The 19,797-nt window shown below is 69.6% G+C and carries 17 protein-coding genes; 7 read left to right on the top strand and 10 right to left on the bottom strand.

Annotated features, from left to right (window positions below; translation table 11 throughout):
* Nucleotides 1-72: 72 nt before the first annotated feature.
* Nucleotides 73-657, top strand: a complete 585-nt coding sequence (locus VIR15_RS08525; RefSeq protein ID WP_331927046.1) for a DUF3000 domain-containing protein — start codon at nucleotides 73-75, stop codon at nucleotides 655-657.
* Nucleotides 654-1,907 (top strand): HRDC domain-containing protein, encoded by a 1,254-nt coding sequence (locus tag VIR15_RS08520; protein ID WP_331927045.1) that lies wholly within the window; start codon nucleotides 654-656, stop codon nucleotides 1,905-1,907. Before VIR15_RS08525 ends, VIR15_RS08520 begins: the two co-directional genes overlap by 4 nt.
* A gap of 58 nt (nucleotides 1,908-1,965) precedes the next feature.
* Here the strand turns inward: VIR15_RS08520 and VIR15_RS08515 are convergent, their stop codons facing one another.
* Nucleotides 1,966-2,610, bottom strand: coding sequence for a TetR/AcrR family transcriptional regulator (locus VIR15_RS08515; protein ID WP_331927044.1), 645 nt, complete (start codon nucleotides 2,608-2,610; stop codon nucleotides 1,966-1,968).
* Nucleotides 2,611-2,664: 54 nt separating this feature from the next.
* Here VIR15_RS08515 and VIR15_RS08510 point away from each other — a divergent pair, with 54 nt between their 5' ends.
* The 5 genes from VIR15_RS08510 to VIR15_RS08490 all read left to right on the top strand — a co-directional run bounded on the left by VIR15_RS08510 (nucleotide 2,665) and on the right by VIR15_RS08490 (nucleotide 8,486).
* Complete coding sequence (locus VIR15_RS08510) at nucleotides 2,665-3,105, top strand: nuclear transport factor 2 family protein (RefSeq protein WP_331927043.1); 441 nt, start codon at nucleotides 2,665-2,667, stop codon at nucleotides 3,103-3,105.
* On the top strand, nucleotides 3,102-3,983 hold the full coding sequence (locus VIR15_RS08505) for an SDR family oxidoreductase (RefSeq protein ID WP_331927042.1): 882 nt from the start codon (nucleotides 3,102-3,104) through the stop codon (nucleotides 3,981-3,983). Before VIR15_RS08510 ends, VIR15_RS08505 begins: the two co-directional genes overlap by 4 nt.
* Before the next feature lie 26 nt (nucleotides 3,984-4,009).
* Nucleotides 4,010-5,539 carry a type II toxin-antitoxin system RelB family anti-toxin gene (relB, locus tag VIR15_RS08500; protein WP_331927041.1) on the top strand — a complete coding sequence of 510 codons (1,530 nt, stop codon included), beginning with the start codon at nucleotides 4,010-4,012 and terminating at the stop codon, nucleotides 5,537-5,539.
* Between the two features lie 163 nt (nucleotides 5,540-5,702).
* Nucleotides 5,703-6,536 carry a 3-hydroxybutyrate dehydrogenase gene (locus VIR15_RS08495; protein ID WP_331927040.1) on the top strand — a complete coding sequence of 278 codons (834 nt, stop codon included), beginning with the start codon at nucleotides 5,703-5,705 and terminating at the stop codon, nucleotides 6,534-6,536.
* Between the two features lie 93 nt (nucleotides 6,537-6,629).
* Nucleotides 6,630-8,486, top strand: coding sequence for a helix-turn-helix domain-containing protein (locus VIR15_RS08490; RefSeq protein WP_331927039.1), 1,857 nt, complete (start codon nucleotides 6,630-6,632; stop codon nucleotides 8,484-8,486).
* 34 nt (nucleotides 8,487-8,520) lie between these two features.
* On the opposite strand, the gene VIR15_RS08485 is transcribed toward VIR15_RS08490, so the two are convergent.
* From VIR15_RS08485 to VIR15_RS08445, 9 genes are all read right to left on the bottom strand, one after another.
* On the bottom strand, nucleotides 8,521-9,456 hold the full coding sequence (locus tag VIR15_RS08485) for an alpha/beta hydrolase (protein WP_331927038.1): 936 nt from the start codon (nucleotides 9,454-9,456) through the stop codon (nucleotides 8,521-8,523).
* Nucleotides 9,453-10,490 carry a branched-chain amino acid ABC transporter permease gene (locus VIR15_RS08480; protein WP_331927037.1) on the bottom strand — a complete coding sequence of 346 codons (1,038 nt, stop codon included), beginning with the start codon at nucleotides 10,488-10,490 and terminating at the stop codon, nucleotides 9,453-9,455. The genes VIR15_RS08485 and VIR15_RS08480 overlap by 4 nt, the downstream gene beginning before the upstream one ends.
* Nucleotides 10,487-11,371, bottom strand: a complete 885-nt coding sequence (locus tag VIR15_RS08475; protein ID WP_331927036.1) for a branched-chain amino acid ABC transporter permease — start codon at nucleotides 11,369-11,371, stop codon at nucleotides 10,487-10,489. The genes VIR15_RS08480 and VIR15_RS08475 overlap by 4 nt, the downstream gene beginning before the upstream one ends.
* Entirely contained in the window at nucleotides 11,368-12,123 is a 756-nt protein-coding gene (locus tag VIR15_RS08470; RefSeq protein WP_331927065.1) for an ABC transporter ATP-binding protein, read from the bottom strand. Before VIR15_RS08470 ends, VIR15_RS08475 begins: the two co-directional genes overlap by 4 nt.
* A 5-nt stretch (nucleotides 12,124-12,128) precedes the next feature.
* Entirely contained in the window at nucleotides 12,129-12,887 is a 759-nt protein-coding gene (locus VIR15_RS08465; protein ID WP_331927035.1) for an ABC transporter ATP-binding protein, read from the bottom strand.
* Nucleotides 12,884-14,104, bottom strand: coding sequence for a substrate-binding domain-containing protein (locus VIR15_RS08460; protein WP_331927034.1), 1,221 nt, complete (start codon nucleotides 14,102-14,104; stop codon nucleotides 12,884-12,886). Before VIR15_RS08460 ends, VIR15_RS08465 begins: the two co-directional genes overlap by 4 nt.
* Nucleotides 14,105-14,333: 229 nt before the next feature.
* Complete coding sequence (gene dxs / locus VIR15_RS08455; RefSeq protein ID WP_331927033.1) at nucleotides 14,334-16,208, bottom strand: 1-deoxy-D-xylulose-5-phosphate synthase; 1,875 nt, start codon at nucleotides 16,206-16,208, stop codon at nucleotides 14,334-14,336.
* Nucleotides 16,209-16,404: 196 nt separating this feature from the next.
* Nucleotides 16,405-16,773: a hypothetical protein gene (locus VIR15_RS08450; protein ID WP_331927032.1), complete on the bottom strand. Its 369-nt coding sequence runs from the start codon at nucleotides 16,771-16,773 to the stop codon at nucleotides 16,405-16,407.
* A gap of 87 nt (nucleotides 16,774-16,860) precedes the next feature.
* Entirely contained in the window at nucleotides 16,861-19,668 is a 2,808-nt protein-coding gene (locus VIR15_RS08445) for an aconitate hydratase (protein WP_331927031.1), read from the bottom strand.
* Nucleotides 19,669-19,797 lie beyond the last annotated feature (129 nt).

Below are 19,797 nucleotides of genomic sequence, written 5' to 3'. Positions count from 1 at the left end.
GCGGGGGTGGCCCGGCCAGGGACCTCGGCGCGCCCTGCGGACAAAACACTCCCGGCGACATACCCTCGACGGGTGCACACGAGAACGCTGCCGGGGAACCACGGCGCGGACTTCGCGAAGGTGCTCACGGCCCTCCGCGACGTCCGAGTGCGCTCTGACGTGCGACTGACCGAGGTCCCCGCCCCCACCCGGATCGCTCCCTACGCCGCGGCGCTCACCGCCGATGTCATCGACCCGGCCGACCCCGAGGGCGAGCTCGCAACCGGCCGGTTCGTCCTCCTGCACGACCCGGCGGGTCCTGACTCGTGGGCCGGCACCTGGCGTGTGGTCACCTTCGCCCGCGCCGCGCTCGAGCCCGAGCTTGCGGGCGACCCCATGCTCAGCGCGGTCGGCTGGTCGTGGCTGACCGACTCCCTCAAGGGCCGGGGGCTGGCGTGGACTGCCGAGGCGGGCACCGTGACCCGCGTCGTCAGCGAGAGCTTCGGCGGGCTCGCCGACCGCGCCGCCAGTGTGGAGATGGAGATCCGCGCGTCGTGGACCCCGGTCCGCGGCGCCCTCACCGAGCACCTGCGTGCGTGGGCCGACCTGCTGTGCACCATCGCAGGGATCCCGCCCCTGCCGGACGGTGTGGTCCCGCTGCCCGGGCAGCGCCGGTGAGCGCTGAGCCCCGCGACCCGGGCGACGACCGCCACGCGCCGCTTGTTCCCCTCACGATGCCGACGGATGGCGTACCCGACGTCATCACCGACGAGCGGTCCCTGATGCGCGCCGCCGAGGCGGTCTCGGAGGGCTCGGGCCCGATCGGCATCGACGCCGAGCGCGCCTCTGGCTACCGCTACGGGCAGCGCGCTTATCTCGTCCAGGTGCGGCGGGCCGGCGCGGGCACCTTCCTCGTCGACCCCATCGCCGTGCCCGACCTGGCGCCACTCGACGCGGCGATCGGCGATGCGGAGTGGATCCTGCATGCGGCGACGCAGGACCTCGTGTGCCTCTCCGATGTCGGCCTGCACCCCCATGTCCTGTTCGACACCGAGCTCGGCGGCCGCCTCGCCGGGCTGCCGAGGGTCGGCCTGGGCGCCATGGTCGAGCACTACCTCGGCCTCCAGCTCGCCAAGGAGCACTCGGCCGTCGACTGGTCGGCACGTCCGCTGCCGGAGCCGTGGCTGCGCTACGCCGCCCTCGACGTCGAGGTCCTGGTCGACCTGCGCGAGGCGGTGTTGGCCGACTTGGAGCGCCAGGGAAAGGCCGGCTGGGCCAAGGAGGAGTTCGAGTCGCTCTTGTCGTTCACCGGTCCGGAGCCGCGGGTCGATCCCTGGCGTCGCACCTCCGGCATTCATCGCATCCGCGCCCGGCGGGGCACCGCCATCGTCCGGGAGCTCTGGCTGTGGCGGGACGCGGTCGCCCAGGAGCGCGACGTCTCTCCCGGGCGGGTGCTGCCCGACGCCGCCATCGCGGAGATCGCGATGGCCCACCAACGGGCCGAGCGAGCACCGCGCACCCTGACCTCCTCGGATCCGCGCCTGGCCAGGTCGATCCGGCGGCACTCTGAAGCCCTCATTGAGGTGCTCTCCCAAGCCTTGGCCCTCCCCGAGGACCAGCTGCCACCCCTCGCCCTGCCGTCAGTCGGTCCGCCCCCACCACGCACGTGGGCCGATCGGGATCCCGTTGCCGCCGCGCGACTGGCCCGCGCCCGGGAGCTGCTCGGAGGTCTGTCGGAGGAGCTGGCCATCCCGGTGGAGAACGTCCTCACCCCCGACCTGCTCCGCCGCTACCTGTGGGAGGGACCCGCTGCCCCGACGACGGCCGAGGTCGCCCGGGCCCTGACCGCGATGGGCGCGCGCTCCTGGCAGACGACGTTGGCCGCGCCCCTCATCGCCCGCGCCTGCGCGGAGCATCCGCGGCCCTGACGGGCCCCGCGCTCACGACGCCGTGGGGCTGGAACCATGCCCAGCGGCATACGGACATTCAGGCAAGCAGGTGCGCGACGAGGCCGCGCTCGACGAACGACTGATACTGCTCCGGTGTCCACCCCGCCTGGGTCACGAGGCGGTCATAGAACGTCGTGTACAACAGGAGGACGTCGCGCGCCTGCTCCGGTGTGACGCCGTCGCGCAGGTAACCACCCTCGACGAGGTACGCCGCATTGTGCTCCATCCGCGCCGCGCGTTCTCGCTCGATCTGCGCCTGCAGCTGCGCGACCTCGGCGTCGACGTGGGCGGCACTCTCCACGAGGCGGAAGATCGGGTCCGCCACGGCGCCCACCTCGACGGCGAGCCTGGCCCAGTTCCGGATGATCGCGACACCATCCGGGGCCGCGCGCGAGCCTGCGTCACTGCGGAGCTCGGCGTGGGTCGGTGCGGAGCCGGCCAAGGAGCGGTGCCAGACCGCCTTGAGCAGTCCCGCCTTCGAGCCGAATGACTTGTAGATGCTCTCGACCGATACGGCGGCCTCGGCGGCCACGCCGGCGAGAGTCGTCGCCGCGAAGCCGTCGGCGAGGAATTGGTGCCGGGCCGCGTTCAGCACCGTCTCGCGGCGCTCGGCAGCCCGAACCCGCCGACCGGACGCGTCGTAGCGTCGGCGCGGGCGATGACCATTGACAGCGGGTGCCACCAGGCGGATCCTCCAATTGAATACAGATTACTGTAACCAATTTCAGGAGGAGCCATGGACCCGACCCGCACACCGTCGGCACTTCTCGACCAGCTCGTCACCTCGACGAATGCCCATGACCTCGACGCTCTCGTCGACTGCTTCGCCGTGGACTACGAGCTCACTGATCCGGCCCACCCGGTCAGGTCGTTCACCGGCGCCGCACAGGTGCACAAGAACTGGGCTGCGCTCTTTGCCGCCGTTCCCGACATCCATCTCGACGTGCAGCAGCGCGTTCTATCCGGCGAGAGCTTCTGGCTGGAGGGCCGGCAGATCGGCACGCGTCGGGACGGGCAACCGCTGGACAACCAGATGGTCTTCATCGCCCATGTCTCGGGTGGCCGCATCGCCAGCGCCCACATCTACGTCACCCCGGTCGAGCAGGCGGGCCCGGACATCGATGGGGTCATCGGAGGCCTCACCGGGGCCGGGGCGGCCGGCGGAGCGGCGTCGTGATCACCATCGTCGGCGGCACAGGACGACTCGGGCGCCTCGTCGCCGCGCAGCTCGTCTCGCACGGCCACCAGGTGCGGGTCGTCGCCCGGTCGAGGCCGGCAGTCCCGGTACCCGGTGCGGAGTTCGTGGCGGCGGACGTACGCAGGCCAGAGACGCTGCCCGCGGCGCTCGAGCACGCGACCGTGGTCGTGTCGGCGATGCACGGCTTCGACCCAGCATCCGGAGAGTCTCCCGCAGCGGTCGATCGGGACGGGAACACCAACCTCGTGGCCGCGGCACGGCGGGCTGGAGCGCACATCGTGCTCATGTCCGTGGTCGGCGCCGACCCGGGACACCCGATGGAGCTGCACCGGATGAAAGCCGCTGCGGAGCAGGCGCTCCGAACGGGAGAACCGGATCCTGCCCGGCCCGACTGGACGATCGTGCGAGCGTCGGCGTTCGCGGAGCTGTGGGCCGAGATCCTCATGCAGCTGGCTGGCCGCAACGGCGTTCCCAAGGTGTTCGGCTCTGGGACGAACCGGCTCAACTTCGTCTCCGTCGAGGACGTCGCCGCTGCGGTCACCCGAGCGGTGCTGGATCCGACGTTGCGCGGCCAGGCGATCGATGTGGGGGGCGATGACCTGACCATGACGCAGCTGGCACAGCACGCCAGCGGAGGATCCGAGGTCGGGCACATTCCGCGGGGCGCGCTGCGCGTCATGTCATTCGCCATGCGACCGATCCGACCTGCCCAAGCGCGCATGGCCAGCGCCGCCCTGCTCATGGACCAGATCGACCTGACATTCGACCCCGGCCCCGCCCGAGCGGCGCAACCCTGGCTCCCGGCGACGAACGTCACCGATGCCCTCGACGCCCAACGGTGCGCCAAGTTGCGTTAACTCATATATGAGTTAACCTCGGGTCCGTGTCTGAGACCTACTTGACCCGCATCGGCGGCCTGATCCGCGACGCGCGGCGCCACAAGGGAATGACCCAGTCCGATCTCGCAGGCCTGCTGGGGACCTCGCAGAGTGCCGTCACCCGGATCGAAGCCGGGAGGCAGAACCTCAGCCTCGACATGCTCGCCAAGATCGGCGACGCGCTCGACTCCGAGTTCGTCTCAGTGGGTCACTCGGGCCCCCAGCACCTGCGCATCGTCGGCGGAAAACCGCTGTCCGGCTCGATCGACGTCAAGACCTCGAAGAACGCCGCCGTGGCGCTGCTCTGCGCCTCCCTGCTCAACCGTGGGCGCACGACGCTGCGCAACCTCGCCCGCATCGAGGAGGTCAACCGGATCCTCGAGGTCCTCGCATCGATCGGCGTCCGGACCCGGTGGATCCCGGACAGCAACGACCTCGAGGTCATTCCCCCGACCCAGCTACGGCTCGACGCCATCGACGTCGCGGCGGCACGGCGTACCCGGACCGTCATCATGTTCCTCGGTCCGCTCCTGCACGACTACCCCGAGTTCCGGCTGCCTTACGCCGGCGGCTGCGACCTGGGCACGCGGACCGTCGAGCCTCACCTGGCCGCTCTTCGCGCGTTCGGGCTCGAAGTGACCGCGACCCACGGCTTCTACGAGGCGCGCTCGAACCGAAGCGTCAACCCGACCCGCGCCATCGTGCTCACCGAGCGGGGTGACACGGTCACGGAGAACGTCCTCATGGCGGCGGCCCGACACGACGGGACCACCATCATCCGCAATGCCTCGCCCAACTACATGGTCCAGGACCTCTGCTTCTTCCTCGAGAGGCTCGGCGTCCGGATCGAGGGCATCGGCACCACGACGCTCGTCGTCCACGGCCGCGCGCACATCGACGTCGATGTCGACTACTCCCCCAGCGAGGACCCGATCGAGGCGATGAGCCTGATCGCCGCCGCCGTCGTCACCCACTCCGCCATCACCATCCGCCGTGCCCCCATCGAGTTCCTCGAGATCGAGCTGGCGACGCTCGGGGAGATGGAGATGAAGTACGACCTCAGCGAGGAGTACACCTCCGCCAACGGCAAGACCCGGCTGGTCGACATCACGACGGTGCCCGGCCCGCTCCGGGCGCCGACGGACAAGATTCACCCGATGCCGTTCCCCGGGCTCAACATCGACAACCTGCCCTTCTTCGCCCTCATCGGCGCCGTAGCCGAGGGCAGCACCATGATCCACGACTGGGTCTACGAGAACCGGGCGATCTACCTCACCGAGCTGACCAAGGTCGGAGCGCGAGTCCAGCTGCTCGACCCGCACCGCGTCATCATCGAGGGACCCACGCGGTGGCGGGCCGCGGAGGTCGTCTGCCCGCCAGCGCTGCGCCCGGCGGTCGTCATCCTCCTCGCGATGCTCGCGGCGCCCGGCACCTCGGTGCTGCGGAACGTCTATGTGATCAACCGCGGGTACGAGGACCTCGCCGACCGGCTCAACGCGCTCGGTGCGACCATCGAGGTCTTCCGCGACATCTAGACCTGCGTGGTTGTGGTCGTCAGGGCGACCACGACCACGCACGATCCAAGAAATCGCCTCCGTGACCCGCCTTGGACCGGCGGGGGCCGGGCCACATCGCTTCCGTAGATTTGTGTCTGGCACGCACATGATCGGGTCGGTAGACGGTTCATAGTCTTCCGGCATGCCCGACGCCCGCCATGACGCTCGCGACGCCGCTCCAGGGTCCACCGCACCGCTCCGCGGGACGGACCGCACGACGGCCAATGACCCCATCGACCTGAACGGCAAGACGGCCCTCGTCACCGGGGCGGCCAGCGGCATCGGCGCCGCCATCGCTCGGGCGCTGAGCAGGGCGGGGGCCAAGGTGCACGCGGTCGACCGCGACGAGGCGGGGCTGGCCGAGGTCGCCCAGGAGTCGGGGATCAGCCCGGTCGTCGCGGACCTGGCCGATCTCGATGGCCTGGGGGGACTGCCCACCGCCGTCGACATCCTCGTCAACAATGCGGGGATCCAGCACGTCAGCCCCGTCGAGGAGTTCCCGCTCGAGCGGTTCGACTTCATCCTCGACCTCATGCTGGTCTCCCCGTTTCGCCTCATTCGCCAGTCACTCCCCCACATGTACGCCCAGGGCTGGGGTCGGATCATCAACATCTCGAGCGTCCACGGGCTGCGCGCCAGCGCCTTCAAGTCGGCCTATGTCACCGCCAAACACGGACTCGAGGGCCTCTCCAAGGTCGTCGCCATCGAGGGCGCTCCGCATGGCGTGACGTCGACCTGCATCAATCCCGCCTACGTGCGCACCCCCCTGGTGGAGAAGCAGATCGAGGACCAGGCTCGGACGCACGGTATCCCGCCGAGCGAGGTGGTCGACAAGATCATGCTGTCGCCCGTCGCCCTGAAGCGCCTCGTCGAGCCGGACGAGGTCGCCGCCCTGGCGCTGTTCCTCTGCGGCCCAGCGTCCGCCTCGGTCACGGGCACATCCTTCCTCATGGACGGCGGGTGGACGGCGCACTGAGGCATCTGAGGGACCTGAGGGATCACTGCGTGGGCCGCCACCGACGCGCCGCCCCAGTGCCCCCGTGCCTGTGACCTTGCCTAAGATCGGCCCGTGACGACGACACCGGACACCTCGACCGAGCAGGTCCTTCACCTGCTCGAGCTGCTGGCGTCCGGCGCCACCGTGGCCGAGGTTGCCGGCGCCGACGCCCCATCGGTCGGGCGCGATCTGGCCCTGCGCATCGCACACACCCGAGACGTCCACCAGCGCCGGGAGGCCGGGCTCGCGGCGTTGCTCGACACCGCCCGCGAGCTCGCCACCGAACACGACCCGGCCCAAGTGCTCGAGGCGATCGTCCGCCGGGCCCGCCACCTGCTCCAGACCGACCTGGCCTACCTCACGCTCTACGACCCAGTGGCCAAGGACACCTACATGCGGGCCACCTCCGGTTCGGTCTCGGCGGCCTTCCAATCCGTGCGCCTGGCCCTCGGTGACGGACTCGGCGGGCTCGTCGCGTCGACCCAGAAGCCGTACTGGACCGCGGACTACTTCTCCGACGCACGGTTCCAGCACACCCGGCCGATCGACGGCGCCGTCGGCGAGGAGGGAATCGTCGCCATCTGCGGCACGCCCCTCATCGTCGAGTCAGAGTTCGTCGGGGTGCTGTTCGCCGCCAACCGCACCGCGCGGCCGTTCACCCGTGAAGAGGTCGGCCTCCTCGGCAACCTGGCCACCCTCGCGGCCGTCACCCTCGTCCAGACCCGGGCCCTTGCGGACGCCGAGAACGCCGTGCGGGCGCTGCAGCAGGCCCACGAAACGGTGCGCCAGTACGCCGCCGGTGTCGAGAAGGCGGCAGCGGCGCACGACCGCTTCGCTGCCCTCGTCCTCGGTGGGGGCGGGGTCGCTGGAATCACCCACGCGGTCGCCGAGCTGCTCGGTGGCTGGGCGGTCCTCGCCGACGAAGGCAGCGCGGTGCGGTCCGCGACGGGACCGGCGCCGGACCTCATCGAAGGGCCGGTATTCCAGGAGCTCCAGCGGAAGGCAAGCGAGGCGGGTGGACGCATCGTCCACGCCGGCAACACCTACGCCGTGCGAATCACCGCGGCCCACGAGCACCTCGGCACCCTCTTCATCGGTGATGTCGGCGACCTCAGCGACTCCGACTGCCGCACGGTGGAACGCGCGGGCATGGTGACTGCGCTCGTCCTTCTCTTCGAGCGCAACGCCGCGGATGCACGACAGTCCGAGCGGAACCGGCTGATCTCCGATCTCGTCGCGGGCAGGGGCGGCGATGCCGAGCGCGTCCAGCTCGCCCGGGCGTGGGGCTTCGACCCGCTCACCGAGTTCTGCGTCCTCGTCATGCGAGGAGAGGACCGTGCGGCGAACCGCGCCCTCGTGATGTCGGTGAGCACCGCGACCGGCGAGGGCTCTCTCGTCGGCTCGCACGACGGACACATCGTGGCGCTCGTCCCTGGGCAGGATCCGGACACGCTCGCAAAGTCGGTTGCCGCGCGCCTCGCTCGAAGGTCGCCGGTGACGGTGGCCGGCGTGGGACCCGTTACCGGTGTCGACGAGATCCCTGCTGCCCACGAGGAAGGAGCACGGACGGCCAGAGCCCTCATCGCGCTCGGTCACCGTGGCCACGGAGCGGCCGCCACCCAGCTCGGCTTTGCCGGCCTCATCGTCGGCTCCGACCCCGATGTCGCCGAGTACGTCAGGCGGCTCCTGGCGCCGATCCTCGACTACGACGAGCGCCGGGGCACGGACCTCGTCGGCACTCTCGAGGCGTACTTCGCGGCCGGTTCAAGCCCACGCCACGCCGCCGCGAGCCTGCACGTCCACGTCAACACCGTGTCGCAGCGGCTGGAGCGAATCGGCGCGCTGCTCGGCCCCACCTGGCAGCTGCCCGATGAGGCTCTGGAGCTTCAGCTCGCCCTTCGTCTACGCAGATTGCTCGCGCAGGACTGAGCTTCCGCCGCCGGTCCCAGTGAGATCAGTGGGATCAGTGGGACAGGCCCAAGTGGCGATCGATGGCGTCGGCGATCGCCTCGATGCCGGGGGCGTCCATGATGACGTCGTAGTGGTTCGCGTCGACCGGGGTGACCGCCACCGCATCCGGGACCCCGAGAGCGGCAAGCCGCTGCTCGTCATAAAGGCCTTGGGGCTCGTTGAGCAGTCCACGCCGCGCCCACACGAGGTCGATCGGCTTGCCGAGCTCGACGGCTCGACGCACCGCGCCGTGGGTCAGCGGATCGGCCAGGATGTCCGCGCCGTCGGCCCGAACCGCTTCGAGCTCGCAGGAGCTGCGCCATCGGCCGCCCGCTGCCTCGTCCTGGACCAGGTCGTGGATGATGTACTGCCGGACCGCCTCGCCACCGGGACCGCGCAGGGCCGGCCCCAGACTGGGATGGGCGTCCCAGAAGGCGAGGTAGTCCTCCACACCGTCGAACCGCATCGCGAGGCGGTCCATGGCCGGGCCGATGACTGCGGTCAGCGCCGCATCGATGTCGAGATCCGCCGGCGCCGGGATGGCCAGTCCGCCGTCCACCAGGACGGCACCCGAGAACCGCTCCGGGTGGGTGGCCAGGGCAAGAGCGGAGATGAACGCGCCCATGGAGTGACCGACGAGCAGCGGCGCCGCCGCGAAGACCGAGGCGATCGAGCTGAGGTCCTCGACGTGAGCGGCCAGCCCGTATGGCGCCGGCACTCGTCGGCTTCCACCGCGGCCGCGAAGGTCCGGCGCGAGGAAGCGGACTGCGCCGGCTCCGTGACGGCGATCGACCTCATCGGCCACCCGCCGCCAGGACAGGCCGTTCGCGGTGATCCCGTGGACGGCCACGACCACCGGAGCGCCCTCCCGGGCCTCACCAACAGTGAGGTCATGGATGGCGAGGCTGCCGATCGGCTGCTCGATGACGAAGTCGGGGGCGATGCTCATGTCGCGCGGCCTCTCCTGATGAGCCGGCCCCCGAGTCCCGTCAGGCCGGCCGGTGCGAAGTAGACAATGATGATAAAGAACAACCCGAGGATGAAGAGCGGCTCGGACAGGACTTGCTGCACGACGTCCGGCAGTGCGTCCAGGAAGCCTGCGCCGCTCAGCTCCACGAGGCGTGCGTCGGCATAGTGGTAGAGGAAGCCGCCGAGCAGCGCACCCCACATGCTGCCGGCTCCGCCCAGCACAACCATGATGAGCAGGGCCAGCGTGAACTCGGTCGTCGTCACGTGCGGGTTTGACCCGCCGAGGACGAGGGCGTGGACGATGCCCCCCAGGCCGCCGAGGACGGCACCGACGACGATCGCCAGCAGCTTGACGCGGTAGGTGTCGAAGCCGAGCACTGCAGCGCGGGCCTCGTTCTCGCGGACCGCCGCCATGGCGTGACCCGCCCGCGACCGCACGAGCAGCGTCACGACGGCGAACGCGACGACGACGAAACCGAGCGCGAGCCAGTAGCGATAGGGCGCGTTCGCCACGCCGACGAGCAGCTCGGGCACGGCGTCCCGGTTGAGGGACTTCCCCTCTTCACCGCCGGTCAGGCCGCCGGCGTTTCTCATCACGATGATCGACGCCGCCTGGGCGAATGCCAGTGTCACCATGGCGAAGGCGATCCCGCCGACCCGCAACGCGATGCCGCCGACGACGAGCGCGAGCAGCGTCGTCACGCCCAGCGACACGAGGATGGCCACGGGGAGCGGAAGCGCCCAGTCGGACAGGGAGATCGTGAGCAGATAGCTCCCGGCGGCGACGAACAGCGCGTGCCCGAAGCTGAGCAGCCCGGTCCGGCCAAAGATGACGTCGTAGCTGAGCGCGATACCGGCGATCACGAGGCAGGTGGCGAGCAGCTGGAGGCTGCCCGGCCCATTGACCCGACCCGGGAGGAGACCCGGCACCTCGATCGGCACGTACGGCAGGTAGGCGAGCACGGCCAACGCGATGATGGCCGGGAGAGCCTTGAGCGACACGGCGGTCCTCATGCGTGGGCTCCCTTCATTGACGTGGGGCGGAGCAGGAGGACCAGGGCGAGCAGGAGCACGACGGACAGGTCACCGACGCCGCTCGCCGCGTAGAAGTTGGCGAGCTGCTGGACCAGGCCGACGGCCACCGCCGCGACCGCGGTGCCCACCAGGGATCCCATGCCGCCGATGACGACGACGATGAAGGCGTAGATCAGCAGCGAGCCGCCCTGTGCGGGCGAAACCGTGCCGGCGTACTGCGAGTAGAGCAGTCCGGCCAGCGCGGCAGCCGAGCCGCCGAGGGCGAAGACGATCGTGAACGTCCGATGCACGTTGATGCCGAGCGCCTCGACCATGGTGCGGTTCTCGACACCGGCGCGGATGATCAGGCCGAGGCGGGTGTAGTGCAACAGTGCCTGCAACCCGAGGAAGACGGCGAGCGCCACTGCGATGAACAGGAACCGATCATTGGGCAGGCGGGCTCCGAGGAGCGTCGTCGTGCTCGCCATCCACTCCGGCTTCTCCACCGTCCGGGGGTCGGCACCCCAGATGCCTTGTGCCGCAGCGACGCTGGCAAGCGAAAGACCGACTGTGACGAGGACCTGCTGGATGTGGTGCCGGTAGAGCGGCCGGATGAGGACCACTTCGACGATGAGCCCGATGACGGCGCCGACGACGACCGCGACGAGCACGGCTATGGCGAGGCGCGCCGCAACGGAGAGGCTGGCGGGCAGGGCTCCCATGGTGAGGAATCCGGCGTAGGACCCGGCCATCATGAATGCGCCGTGAGCGAAGTTGAGCACGCCCATGAGGCCGTAGATGATGCTGAGCCCGCTGGCCGCGAGGAAGTAGAGGGCCCCCAGTCCCAGGCCCGTGACGAGGATGAGCACGAAGTCCGTCATGCCGCCCCCTCCCGCCGCATCGAGACACCGAGGAGCTCGCGCGTCAGCTCAGGGTCGGCCACGAGCTCCGCCGCACCACCACGGTGCACCACCTGACCGGCGTCGAGCACCACCACCGTGTCGGCGATGCGCCGCACGAGTGGAAGGTTCTGCTCGACGAGCAGGATCGGAGTGGTCCGGGCAACCTCGGCGAGCACGTCGGCGACCTCGGTGACCAGCTTCGGGGCCAGACCCTTGGTCGGCTCGTCGATGAGCAGCACGGACGTGTCCTTCAGCAGGACCCTGGCCAGCGAGACCATCTGCTGCTGGCCACCGGAAAGCGTCCCCGCGCGCTGCTTGGCGCGGGCGATGAGGTCGGGGAACAGCCTGCCCACGATGGGCGCCTCCACACCGCAGTCCGGATCGACGAGACGCAGGTTCTCGTCCACGGTGAGGCCACCGAAGACCTCCCGGTCCTCGGGGACGTAGCCGATGCCGCTGCGGATGATCCGTGTCGTCGCCTCGTCCTGGATCTCTCTGTCCCGCAGGAGGATCCGGCCGGTGCGCGGGGCGAGGCCGATGATCGCCTTCAACGTCGTCGTCTTGCCCACACCGTTGCGCCCGAGCAGGGCGGTCACCCCGCTCGCCGGCACGGTGAACGAGACACCCTGCAAGACGTGGGAGCCGCCGTAGCGGACGTGGAGGTCCTCGACCGAGAGCACCGGGCCGCCGTCGCCGCCGGGTGCGGCCGCCCGGTCGAGGGCGGTGGTCATGTCAGTCACAGGGCTTCTCCAAGGTAGGCCTGTTGGACGCGCTCGTCGGCGGTCACTTGCTGAGGCGATCCGGACGCGAGCAGCTGTCCGTGGTGGAGCACGGCCACGCGGTCCGCGAGCCCCAGGACGACGTGCATGTGGTGCTCCACCATCGCGACGGCCACCCCCGAGTCCCGGACCTCGCCGATGATCTCGGTGAGTCCGTCCACGTCCTCGGCGGACACACCGGCCATGGGTTCGTCGAGGAGCAGGACCTTCGGGTCCGAGGCAAGCGCCATGGCGAGCTCGAGCTTCCTGCGGTCACCGTGCGAAAGGTCCCGCGCACAGGTCGTGGCCTTTCCCGGCATCCGGACCCGCTCCAGGAGAGTGTCGACGTCCTCCCCGGCGGCCCCATCGCGTCCCGGACGTGCCACGCGGAACGGCGAGAAGGGTGCCGACCCGCTCGCCTGGACCGCCAGGTGGACGTTCTCGCCGGCGGTCAGCCCGTCGAAGAGCGCGGAGGTCTGGAAGGACCGCGACAACCCCAGACGAGCCCGGCGCGTTGCCGACCGCTTCGTGACGTCGTCGCGGCCCAACCGGACCGATCCGGTCGTCGGGCGGGTGACCCCGCTGAGGATGTTGACGAGCGAGGACTTGCCCGCCCCGTTGGGGCCGATGATGCCGAGCAGCTCACCGGCCCCGACGTGGAGGGAGACGTCATCGAGGATCTGGGCGCCACCGACCTTCCAGCCGATGGCCTCCCCGCTGATGACTGGTGCGGTCACTTGAACGGCGTGACCGGGGGAGCGACGGCCGCGGGGTCAAGGGTCTCGCCGAGGGCCGGCATGACGTTGCTGCCGTCCTGCTTGAGCGTGGCCGTGAACATCGGCTGCAGCAGCGCGTGGTCCTCGGCACGGATCTCGAGCTGACCCTTCGGTCCCTCGAACTTCCAGCCCTCGAGCGCGGACACCATGGCATCAACGTCCGAGTCGCTTGCCTCGATGGCGTGCGCGATCATCTGGGCCGCGACGAAGCCGTCGTTGGTGAAGAGGTCGACCGTGGCGCCCTGCTCCTTCATGCCCTCGTCGAGCGCCTTGTAGGCGGCGTTGTCGGCTGCGCCGTCGAAGAAGTGGGAAAGGAAGTTGATCTGCGTCGATGCCTTGCCGAAGATCGCGTGGGTCGGCTTGATGTCGAGACCGGTCACGACCTTGGTCGACTCGAAGACCCCCTGCTGCTCCAGCGTCGACCACATCGCGGCCGCGTTGGTGCCGGCCCAGGCGACGAAGAGCAGGTCCGGAGAGGAACCCTTGATCTTCGTGGCGAACGGGGTCACATCGGTCGCGGCAGCGGGGACCTCGACGGAGTCGACCGTCGCGCCCTTGCCCCCGAGGACGGCGGTGACGGCGGCGATGTTGGCCTTGCCGAAGGCGCTGTCCTGCGCCAGCACGGTGACCTTCTTGCCGGTCACGTCGCCGAGCATGGAGCCGGCGGTCGCGACGTCCTGGAAGGTCTGGCGACCAGACCGGAAGGTGTACTTGTTCGCGCCCGTCACGGCGTCGACGGCCGCCGGGCCGGAGACGAACAGGATCTTGTTGTCCGCGGCAAGCGGCGCGACCTGCAGGGCGACACCAGACGAGGTCGAGCCCGCGATGATCTTGTGGCCTTGACCGATGAGGTCGGTGGCGGAGGCGACCGCCTTTGCCGGGTCGCCGGCATCGTCCTGCTCGGTGACCTCGATCTTGTGGCCGTTGACCGCGCCCGTGCCCTTGGTCGCGTAGTCGAGACCGGCGGCAAAGCCCTGACGGTACTGCTCACCGTAGGTCGCGAGCGGACCCGACTTCGAGTAGACGAGGCCGACCTTGACGGGGGCCCCTGACGCTGCGTCGCCCGCCCCCGGCGTGCCTTGGTCGGCCGGGGCGCCGGGCTCACCGGGCGTGCCACAGGCCGCCACCGACATGCTGAGCAGGGCTCCCGCCAGCACGACACTCCAACGCTTGGACACGATGGTCCTCCACCTCTGGTGGGTGCTCGCTTCCCTGGTCGTCGCGAGATCCTTTGTCACCCAGCCGTTCCCGGCGAAAGTAGTTGAGCGTGCCTCCCCGCTTCGTGGGCTCGCCCACCACAAAGGGCTAGATCCCATGTGTGCAGTCGACACGGAAGCCGACCACGGCGGCGCCGCACTGACGCTCGCGAGCGAGCCCAGCGGCATACCCCGGCAATGAGTCTGGTGGTCAGCGCGCGGTGAGCTTGGGGGCGAGGCCGGCCACGACCGTGTCGGCCGTCAGTCCGAGCTCCTCGAGGAGCTCGGAGCGCGATGCGTGCGCGAGGAAGCGCTTCGGGATGCCGAAGGTGTGCACCGGTACGTCAATTCCCGCTTCCCGCAGCGCGGACGTGACGGCAGACCCGATCCCGCCGCTGACGAGGTTGTCCTCCACCACCGCAACGGCACCGGCGGACCGGGCCAGCTCGACGAGGGCCGGGCTGACGGGAAGCACCCAGCGCGGGTCGACGACGCGCACCGTATGGCCCTGGGCAGCGAGCTTCTCCCCCACGTCGACCGACATCCCGGCGAACGCCCCGACACCGACGACGAGGACCTCAACCTCCCCCTCGCCGGTCTCGTGCAGGACGTCGATGCCGCCCACGGATCGCACGGCGGCCACCGGCTCGGCCACGTCGCCCTTGGGGAAGCGCAGCACGGTCGGCGCGTCGGACACGTCGAGCGCCTCGCGCAGCTGCAGCTTGACCTGCTCGCCGTCACGGGGTGCGGCGAGGTGCAGGCCGGGCACGATCGAGGTGAGGGTCATGTCCCACATTCCGTTGTGGGACGGTCCGTCGCTGCCGGTGACCCCGGCGCGGTCGAGGATGAACGTCACACCCGCGCGGTGCAGCGCGCAGTCCATGAGCACCTGGTCAAAGGCCCGGTTGAGGAAGGTCGCGTAGACCGCGACGACGGGGTGCAGCCCCGCGAAGGCCAGCCCGGAGGCCATGGTCACGGCATGCTGCTCGGCGATGCCCACGTCGAAGACGCGGTCGGGATGGGTGGCGGCGAAGCCGTCGAGCCCCACCGGGATGAGCATCGCTGCGGTGATCGCCACGACGTCGGGCCGCTCGGACCCGATGCGGACCATCTCCTCGTTGAACTCGTCGGTCCAGATCCGGCCGGACACCTGGAAGGGCAGCCCGGTCTCGGGGTTGATCTTGCCGATCCCGTGCATGTGGTCGGCCACGTCGTCGAGGGCGGGCTGGTAGCCGCGGCCCTTCTGGGTGATGACATGGACGATGACCGGCCCGCCGAACTCCTTCGCCTGCCGCAGGGCCTTCTCGACGGCCTGTTCGTCATGCCCGTCGACCGGCCCGTAGTACTTGAGCCCGAGGTCCTCGAACATCCCCTGCGGGGCGACGATGTCCTTGATCCCCTTCTTCACCCCGTGCAGCGTCTCGAACATCGCACCGCCGACGACGGGCGTGCGCACGAGGGAGCGCTTGCCCCAGCCGAGGAACCGCTCGTAGCCCTGGGTCGTGCGCAACGTCGCCAGGTGCTCGGCGAGACCGCCGATGGTGGGGGCGTAGGAGCGCTCGTTGTCGTTGACGACGATGACGAGCGGCAGGTCCCTGTCGACCGCGATGTTGTTGATCGCCTCCCAGGCCATCCCACCGGTGAGCGCGCCGTCACCGATGACGGCCACCGTGTGGCGGCCGCTCTCGCCGCGCAGTCGGCGCCCCTTGGCGATCCCATCGGCCCAGGACAGGGCAGTCGATGCATGGGAGTTCTCGACGACGTCGTGCTCGGACTCGGCGCGGCTCGGGTACCCGGACAGGCCGCCCTGCTTCTTGAGCTTGCTGAAGTCGTGCCGCCCGGTCAGCAGCTTGTGCACGTAGGACTGGTGGCCCGTGTCGAAGACGATCGTGTCCCGGGGCGACTCGAAGACGCGGTGCAGCGCGATCGTGAGCTCGACGACACCAAGGTTGGGGCCGAGGTGCCCACCCGTCTTGCACACCTCCGTGACGAGGAAGGTGCGGATCTCCTCGGCAAGCTCCGGCAGGTCGGCTGCCGCCAGTGCCTTCAGGTCCGCTGGGCTCTCGATCTGCTCGAGCAGGCTCACGCTGGCCAGTTCCTCTCGTTGGGATGCGTCGATCGAGTCTACGGCGTGACCGGCCGGGGCCAGAAAGCCGTGGTCCCGGCCCGCACGGTTTCGTCACCAGCTTCACAGGAGGCCTGCACAAGCCATGCCGTATGCCGCTGAGTTCCTCGCGCGCGTCGCTCCCGTCAGTGCCCGCCGGGGGGAGGCTCACAGAGACTCACAGGCGGGGTGCGAAGACCTTGCCCTGGAGGGCCTCGTGGAGCAGGCGCGCGGACCGTGATGCGGCGAGCAGGCGGATGCCCTCGGCCTCGATCTGGACCAGGATCTCGTCGAGCGCCTCCGCGGGGACGTGCGGACCGATGGCGACGCGAGCCTCTCGCCAGGCCTCGCGCATGGCGACGACCTGGCCCTCGAGGTGGCGGCCGGCGAGCCAGGCGAGGGCGATCGGGTGCTTGCGCCAGCCGGTGTAGGACCGGTAGTCGGGCGGGCACTGGTCGAGCAGCCACAGCACCGCCCGGTCCTCCCATCCCGGCGTGTGGGCCGGGGGCACGCCCTCGGGCCAGCCGGGTGGGGTGTGTGCTGCCATGCGGTCATTGTGCACGCCAGAGTTGACCCCAGCCCCGCATACCGCGCTCAGCGGCATACGGGGCCCTCGTCCTGTCTTGAGCGGGACTCAGCTGGCGACGAGTGAGCGGAGGACGTACTGGAGGATGCCGCCGTTGCGGTAGTAGTCCGCCTCACCAGGCGTGTCGATGCGCACGACCGCGTCGAACTCCTTCGTCGAGCCGTCCTCGGCGGTCGCGACGACATGGACCGTCCGGGGGCTGTTGCCCTCGTTGAGCTCGGTGATGCCCGAGATCGAGAACGTCTCCGTGCCGGTCAGGCCGAGCGACTCGGCGTTCTCGCCCTCCGGGAACTGGAGCGGGATCACGCCCATGCCGATGAGGTTGCTGCGATGGATCCGCTCGTAGCTCTCGGCGATGACCGCCCTGACCCCGAGCAGGCTCGTGCCCTTGGCGGCCCAGTCGCGCGACGACCCGGAGCCGTACTCCTTGCCGGCGAGGATGACCAGTGGCGTGCCCGCAGCGGCATAGCTCTGCGCAGCGTCGTAGATCGTCGTCTGCTCGCCGCCCTTGGTGAAGTCACGGGTGAAACCACCCTCGACGCCGTCGAGGAGCAGGTTCTTGAGGCGGATGTTCGCGAACGTGCCCCGGATCATGACCTCGTGGTTGCCGCGGCGGGAGCCGTAGGAGTTGAAGTTCTTCCGCTCGATGCCGTGCTCCTGCAGGTACCTACCCGCGGGGCTGTCGGCCTTGATCGACCCGGCCGGGCTGATGTGGTCCGTGGTGACGGAGTCACCGAGCTTGGCGAGCACCCGGGCGCCCTCGATGTCGGCGACGGGGGCCGGCTCTGCCGTCATGCCGTCGAAGTACGGGGGCTTGCGGACGTAGGTCGACTCGGCGTTCCAGGCGAACGTGTCGCCCTCCGGCGTCGGGAGCGACCGCCAGCGCTCGTCCCCGGCGAAGACGTCCGCGTAGTCCTCGGTGAACATCTCCTTGCTGATCGACTCGGCGATGGTCCGCTCGACGTGCTCCGGAGCCGGCCAGATGTCCCTGAGGTAGACGTCGTTGCCGTCCCCGTCCTGGCCCAGGGGCTCGGCCTCGAAGTCGAAGTCCATCGTGCCGGCCAACGCGTACGCGATGACGAGCGGTGGGCTCGCGAGGTAGTTCATCTTGACGTCCGGGTTGATCCGGCCCTCGAAGTTCCGGTTCCCCGAGAGGACCGACGTGACGGCGAGGTCGCTGTCGTTGACCGCCTGCGAGACCTCCTCGATGATCGGTCCGGAGTTACCGATGCATGTCGTGCAGCCGTAGCCGACGAGGTGGAAGCCGAGCTTCTCGAGGTAGGGCCACATTCCGGCCTTGTCGTAGTAGCCGCTGACGACCTTGGAGCCCGGCGCCATCGAGGTCTTGACCCACGGGGCAACCGTGAGCCCCTTCTCGACGGCGTTCTTGGCAAGCATCGCGGCAGCCATCATGACCGAGGGGTTGGACGTGTTGGTGCAGCTCGTGATCGAGGCGATCGCGACGTGGCCGTGATCGATCGTCTGCTCGGCACCATGGAGGGTGACGGTGGTCGGGTGGCTGGCCCGGGCGAGTCCCGCGGGTGCGGCTGGCGAGTGGGAGGGCCGGCCTGCGCTCTCGGACGCCTCGTGCGCGTCGTGGGAGGGCGAGTCGGACGCCGGGAACGTGCCCATCAGCTCCTGGTCGACGCTGCTCTTCTCGATGCTGTTGCCGTTGACGACGTAGTTCTTCAGGTCATTGCGGAACTGATCCTTGGAGCGGCTCAGCTCGATCCGGTCCTGCGGGCGCTTCGGCCCGGCGATGGAGGGGACCACCGTCGAGAGGTCGAGCTCGAGGTACTCGGAGTAGCGCGCCTCCGTGCCCGGCTCGAGCCACATGCCCTGCTCCTTGGCGTAGGCCTCGACGAGCGCAACCTGCTCGTCGGAGCGACCCGTGAGGCGCAGGTAGTCGAGCGTGACCTGGTCGATCGGGAAGATCGCGCACGTGGACCCGAACTCCGGGCTCATGTTGCCGATGGTGGCCCGGTTGGCGAGCGGCACCTGGGCGACGCCCTCGCCGTAGAACTCGACGAACTTGCCGACGACGCCGTGGTCGCGCAGCATCTCGGTGATGGTCAGGACGACGTCGGTGGCCGTCGCGCCGCTCGGGATCGACCCGGAGAGCTTGAAGCCGACGACGCGCGGGATGAGCATCGACACGGGCTGGCCGAGCATGGCCGCCTCGGCCTCGATGCCGCCGACGCCCCAGCCGAGCACGCCGAGGCCGTTGACCATCGTCGTGTGCGAGTCGGTGCCGACGCACGTGTCGGGGTAGGTCACACCGTCGCGGGTCATGACGACGCGCGCCAGGTGCTCGATGTTGACCTGGTGGACGATGCCGGTGCCGGGCGGGACGACCTTGAAGTCGTCGAACGCGGTCTGGCCCCAGCGGAGGAACTGGTAGCGCTCGTGGTTGCGCTGGTACTCGATCTCGACGTTCCGCTCGAACGCGTCGGGGCGGCCGAAGACGTCGATGATGACCGAGTGGTCGATGACCAGCTCGGCGGGAGCGAGGGGGTTGATCTTGGCGGGGTCACCACCGAGATCGGCGACGGCCTCGCGCATCGTCGCCAGGTCGACGACGCATGGCACGCCAGTGAAGTCCTGCATGATGACGCGCGCCGGGGTGAACTGGATCTCCGTGTCGGGCTCGGCGTTGGCCTCCCAGCCGCCCAGGGCGCGGATGTGGTCAGCCGTGATGTTGGCCCCGTCCTCGGTCCGCAGCAGGTTCTCCAGGAGAACCTTGAGGCTGTACGGGAGGGTGTCGTGTCCCTCGACCTGAGCGAGGCGGTAGATCTCGTACGACTGACCGCCGACCTCGAGGGTCCCCTTGGCCTTGAAGCTGTCAACACTGCCCACAGCGGGCTCCTTCCAGCAACTGAAGTTGGATGTCGCTATCGACCATTTATCTTGATATCAAGATATCTAACCACACGCCCCGACCATTGTCAGCCCGGGTCGCCCACGCGACCAGAGGAATGGCGGCCG

The sequence above is a fragment of the Intrasporangium sp. genome (assembly GCF_036566125.1).
Taxonomy (GTDB): domain Bacteria; phylum Actinomycetota; class Actinomycetes; order Actinomycetales; family Dermatophilaceae; genus Intrasporangium.
This window is presented reverse-complemented; position numbering and strand designations above follow the sequence as displayed.